We start from the raw sequence: 4750 nt of genomic DNA on the forward strand, positions 1-4750 counted from the left end.
GCTCGAAGGCTCCGCGCTGCCGCGCGCCTGAGGCCGGTTCAGAGCGACAGCCGCCAGGCGCGCGCGAGCGCCTGCATCGCGCAGTCGACCTCGGGGCGCCGCAGCGCGCCCGCGAGGCAGACGAAGCGCAGGTCGCTCTCGATGCCGACCTGGTCGGCGATCACCAGTCCGTCGCGCTGGCTGGCGCGCAGCGCCACCGCGTCGCGCGCCAGCGAGATGCCCACGCCCGCGCGCACCAGCGCGAGCATCGACGACTCCTGGTCGGCCTGCGCCGCCTTCTTCAGCACCAGCCCGCGCGCCTGCAGCACCGGCGCCAGCAGCCGCGAGTGCGAGGAGGTCGCCGGTGCCAGCACCCAGGGCAGGCAGCTCAGGTCGGGCCAGTCGCGGCCCATCACCTGCGGTCCCCAGCCCGGCGGGCCGATCACCTGGTAGCTGAAGCGCGTGAGCACGGTCGAATGGAAGGCCTTGCCCTCGCTGCGGCGCGAGGCCGAGCTGGCCTGCGGCAGGTCGCTCGCATCGGGATCGCCGAGGTAGAAGCCGACGTCGACCTCCTTGTTCAGCAGCTTCGCGAGCACTTCGCCGCTGGTGCCGTGGTGCAGCTCGGTCTCGAGCTCGGGCGCCAGCGTCACCAGCTCCTTGAGCAGGCCGCTCAGGCGCGTGAACTCGGGGTCGAGGATGGTGCCGATGCGCAGTGCGCCGCGCACGCCGCCCTTCATGCGCTCGGCGGCGATCGCGAAATCGTTGAGGCCCTCGAGCGCGTGTTCCGCGTGGTTGAGCAGCGCCGCGCCGTCGCGCGTCAGCAGCAGGCCGGTGGGTGTGCGCTGGAACAGCTCGAGCTCGACCAGCGCGCCGAGCTCCTTGAGCTGCAGGCTCACCGCCGGCTGCGTGAGGAACAGGCGCTGCGCGCCCCTGGACACCGATCCCTCGCGCGCGACGGCCACGAAGGCCTGCAGCAGCCGCGGGTCGATCTTCTTCATGCGGCGCGTACGCTCAGGGCATGAGCGTGTTCGAAGGCAGGGTCTCGTCGAGCAGCTTGCGCGCCGTCTCGATGCCGGCCACCGGCAGCAGCTTCGGATCGAGCAGCCCCACCTGCACCAGCACGCTGGCCTGGTCCCAGTAGATGTGCTCGTGGTAGAGCTTGTCGCCGCGGAACTTGATGACCGCGAGCAGCGGCACCTCCACCCGCCGGCCCGTGGGCGCCACGCCCGGCAGCATCCACGGGATCTCGGTGGTGTGGGTGAAGGTGAACAGCAGCTCGTCGACCACCTGCGTCGCGCCGACGGTGCGCGAGATCGAGGTCAGCGCGGTGTCGGGCGGATTGCTGTTGACGAAGTGGTTCGTATAGAAGGCGTGCAGGTTCCCGTAGCCCACGCCGCCGGTCATGGTCGGGATGTGGTTGACGTAGGGCTCGGCCACCATGGTCGACATGGTGTCGTCGACGTTGCGCGTGCCGAACTCGTACTCGCAGTGCTTGTCCCACAGCGCCGACAGGTCGTAGTGCGGGCCGATCGCGGCCTTGAGCGCGGCGATGCTGCGCTCGTGCGCCATCAGCGCCGAGGGCTTGTGGAAGTGGTCGCCGCCCGCGCGCGCGAAGGCGTGGTCGACGCCCGGATAGACGTGCAGCGCCACCTTGGGATGGCCCTTGAGCGCCTGCACGATGCGCTCGCGCGCCTCGGGCGGGCAGAACTTGTCGAGCTCGGCCACGTGCAGCAGCAGTGGCTTGCGGATGTTCTTCGCTTCCTCGAGCGCCGCGTCGATGCCCACGCCGTAGTAGCCCACCGACACGTCGGCATCGGTGCGGCAGGCCGCGAGGTAGGCCAGCTTGCCGCCGAGGCAGAAGCCCAGCACGCCGGCCTGGCGCTCGACCACCTCGGGCCGGTCGCGCAGCACGTCGAGCGCGGCCTGGATGTCCTCCATGCCCTTGGCCTCGTCGAAGCCGCCGTAGAACTTGAAGGCCTGCTGCCAGTCGGCCTCGCTGTAGCCCAGTTCCACGTCGGGCTGCTGGCGCCAGAACAGGTCGGGCACCAGCGCCACGTAGCCTTCTTCGGCGTAGTAGTCGGCCACGTCGCGCATGGTCTTGTTCACGCCGAAGATCTCCTGCGCGATCACCAGGCCGGGCCCGTGGCCCGAGGCCGGCACGGCGAGGTAGCCGCGGAAGCTGCCGCTGCCGTCTTTGGCGGCGAGCTGGATGTATTGACCTGTCATCGGTGTCTCCAAGTGGGGGTGGGTGAGTGGCGCTGCATGCCGCGCGCCCGGGCCCGAAGGCTCAGGCCGACTGCAACTGCTTGTACATGACGAAGGCGTCGACGAAACCCTGCCGCGGATGCCGGAAGGCCCCTGGCAGCGTGCCGACGATGGCGAAGCCCAGCTTCTGCCAGAGATGGACTGCGGGCGCGTTGGCCGAGACCACGAAGTTGAACTGCATCGCGAGGAAGCCGCGTGCGACGGCCTCGCGCTGCGAGTGCTCGCACATCGCCGAGGCGACGCCCAGGCCGCGCGCCGCGTCGGACACCACGTAGCCGCAGTTGGCCACGTGCGCGCCCTGGCCCGGCTGGTTGGCCTTGAGCACGTAGGTGCCGAGCACCGCGCCCTGCGCATCGCAGGCCACGTAGGTGGCCAGGCGCGGGTTGAGCCACAGCGAGTGCGCTTCGTCCTCGGGAATGTCGGTCGCGAAGGTGTAGGTGTCGCCGCGGCGGAAGGTGGGCTCGAGCACCGACCAGATCGCGGGCCAGTCGGCGGTTTCGGCGAGGCGCAGTTGCAGCATGGGGTCTTCGATCGGGGGGCGGACGCTGCAAGGATAATCCGCCCCCATGGAAATCATCAGCTTTCTCGTCGACTTCATCCTGCATGTCGACAAGCACCTCGAGGCCTTCGTCATCGCCTACGGCCCCTGGGTCTACGCGCTCCTGTTCCTGATCGTGTTCGTCGAGACGGGGGTGGTGGTGATGCCCTTCCTGCCCGGCGATTCGCTGCTGTTCATCGTGGGCGCGCTGTGCGGCGTGGGGCTGATGAGCTTTCCGATCGCCTGCACCTTGCTGGTGATCGCGGCCATCCTCGGCGACCAGTGCAACTACAGCATCGGCCGCTATTTCGGGCCCAAGGTGTTCCAGTGGGAGAGTTCTCGCTTCTTCAACCGCAAGGCCTTCGACCAGGCGCATGCCTTCTACGAACGCTACGGCGGCATCACCATCGTGCTCGCGCGCTTCATGCCCTTCATCCGCACCTTCGCGCCCTTCGTGGCCGGCGTGGCCGAGATGAGCCGCGCCAAGTTCAGCATGTTCAACGTCGGCGGTGCGCTGCTGTGGGTGCTGGGCATCGCGACCGCGGGCTACTTCTTCGGCAACCTGCCGCTGGTGCGCCAGCATCTCGACAAGATCATCTGGGCGCTGATCTTCGTGCCGGGCCTGCTCGCGATCTTCGGCGCCTGGCGCGCGGCGCGGGCCGAGAAGGCGCGCGCGCAGCAGGGCGCCTGAGGCCGTCCGCCCACGAAAAAAAGAGCGCCCCGCGGGGCGCTCTTTTCGTTCAGGCAGTGCGGGTGGCAAGCACCCGGCCGATCAATAGTTCGGGCCGTTGCGCGGGTAGTAGTTGCCCTGCGGGTAGCGCTGCTGGTTGTAGTAGTTGCGTTCGTCGGCATTGCGGCCGACCTGGTTGCCGATGATCCCGCCGATGGCGGCACCACCCACGGTGCTGGCGGTGTTGCCGCCGATCGCATTGCCGACCAGCGCGCCACCGACCGCGCCGACGCCCGTGCCCAGGTTCTGGTTCGGGCCCGACGCGCAGCCTGCCAGCGCCATCACGGAGGTGGCCGCCGCAGCGGCAATCCAGATGCGTGCTTTCATGATGTCCACCTTTCTGTTTAAAAAATCGATGGAGTGATCTTCTGCAAAACGGCGTTCCATCCTGTGTAGGAGCCCGCCGCGCCTGCCTGTGCGGGGCGCCGGGCCGCAGCGTGGGAAGGGGAGCCTGCGCGGGGTCGGCGCTGCCCACGCCGCCCTCTGAAAACAGGGCCCGCAGACCGCTCAGAGCTGCCGGCTGCGCGCCAGCGGCGGGTTCTGCGCGAAATAGCGCTGGATGCCGCGCATCAGCGCATCGGCCAGGTCTTCCTGGTACTGCACGCGGCGCAGGTTGGCTTCTTCCTCGGGGTTGCTGATGAAGGCGGTCTCGACCAGCACGCTCGGGATGTCGGGTGCCTTCAGCACCGCGAAGCCGGCCTGTTCGACCTGGCCCTTGTGCAGCCGCGCGCCGATGCCCTTGATCTCGCCGAGCATCGCGCCGCCGAGCTTGAGGCTGTCGTTGATCTGCGCGGTGGTGCTCATGTCGAGCAGCGCGCGCTGCACCTGTGCCTCGTGGTTGCCGACGTTCACGCCGCCGACCTTGTCGGCGTCGTTCTCCTTGTTGGCGAGCCAGCGCGCGGCGCTGCTCGAGGCGCCGCTCTGGCTCAGCGCGAACACGCTGGCGCCGCGAGCGGCCGGCGTGGTGAAGGCATCGGCGTGGATGCTCACGAACAGGTCGGCCTGCACGCGCCGCGCCTTCTGCACGCGCACGCCCAGCGGCACGAAGAAGTCCGCATCGCGCGTGAGGAAGGCGCGCATCGGGTTGCCGTTGATGCTGCTGGCGTTGATGCGGTCGCGCAGGCGGAACGCGACCTGCAACACGATGTCTTTTTCGCGCGTGCCGGCCGGGCCGATGGCGCCGGGGTCCTCGCCGCCATGGCCGGGATCGAGCGCGACGATGATGATGCGGTCGGTGC

Annotated in this window: 6 protein-coding genes; 1 reads left to right on the forward strand and 5 read right to left on the reverse strand. The window is 69.1% G+C overall.

Going from position 1 to position 4750, the window contains the following annotated elements; genetic code table 11:
• Positions 1-38: 38 nt before the first annotated feature.
• The 3 genes from AC27VN_RS33050 to AC27VN_RS33060 form a co-directional block, all read right to left on the reverse strand.
• Complete coding sequence (locus AC27VN_RS33050) at positions 39-977, reverse strand: LysR family transcriptional regulator (RefSeq protein ID WP_093354565.1); 939 nt, start codon at positions 975-977, stop codon at positions 39-41.
• Between the two features lie 13 nt (positions 978-990).
• A complete protein-coding gene (locus tag AC27VN_RS33055) occupies positions 991-2205 on the reverse strand; it encodes a dienelactone hydrolase family protein (RefSeq protein WP_208513712.1) in 1215 nt (404 codons plus the stop codon).
• A gap of 61 nt (positions 2206-2266) precedes the next feature.
• Positions 2267-2764 (reverse strand): GNAT family N-acetyltransferase, encoded by a 498-nt coding sequence (locus tag AC27VN_RS33060; RefSeq protein WP_296800391.1) that lies wholly within the window; start codon positions 2762-2764, stop codon positions 2267-2269.
• 46 nt (positions 2765-2810) lie between these two features.
• Between AC27VN_RS33060 and AC27VN_RS33065 the strand changes: the two genes are divergently transcribed.
• Positions 2811-3473 (forward strand): DedA family protein, encoded by a 663-nt coding sequence (locus tag AC27VN_RS33065; RefSeq protein ID WP_093354573.1) that lies wholly within the window; start codon positions 2811-2813, stop codon positions 3471-3473.
• 81 nt (positions 3474-3554) lie between these two features.
• Here AC27VN_RS33065 and AC27VN_RS33070 read toward each other — a convergent pair whose 3' ends face one another.
• Complete coding sequence (locus AC27VN_RS33070) at positions 3555-3839, reverse strand: YMGG-like glycine zipper-containing protein (RefSeq protein WP_057597702.1); 285 nt, start codon at positions 3837-3839, stop codon at positions 3555-3557.
• Between the two features lie 180 nt (positions 3840-4019).
• A partial coding sequence (locus AC27VN_RS33075; protein ID WP_490879306.1) for an N-acetylmuramoyl-L-alanine amidase occupies positions 4020-4750 on the reverse strand: 731 nt, incomplete at its 5' end.

The sequence above is a fragment of the Variovorax sp. 20P10.2.4 genome (assembly GCF_058244205.1).

Coding starts and splice junctions, on each gene's coding strand:
- AC27VN_RS33050 (WP_093354565.1), bottom strand. CDS start 977: ATGAAGAAGATCGACCCGCGGCTGCTGCAGGCCTTCGTGGCCGTCGCG.
- AC27VN_RS33055 (WP_208513712.1), bottom strand. CDS start 2,205: ATGACAGGTCAATACATCCAGCTCGCCGCCAAAGACGGCAGCGGCAGC.
- AC27VN_RS33060 (WP_296800391.1), bottom strand. CDS start 2,764: ATGCTGCAACTGCGCCTCGCCGAAACCGCCGACTGGCCCGCGATCTGG.
- AC27VN_RS33065 (WP_093354573.1), top strand. CDS start 2,811: ATGGAAATCATCAGCTTTCTCGTCGACTTCATCCTGCATGTCGACAAG.
- AC27VN_RS33070 (WP_057597702.1), bottom strand. CDS start 3,839: ATGAAAGCACGCATCTGGATTGCCGCTGCGGCGGCCACCTCCGTGATG.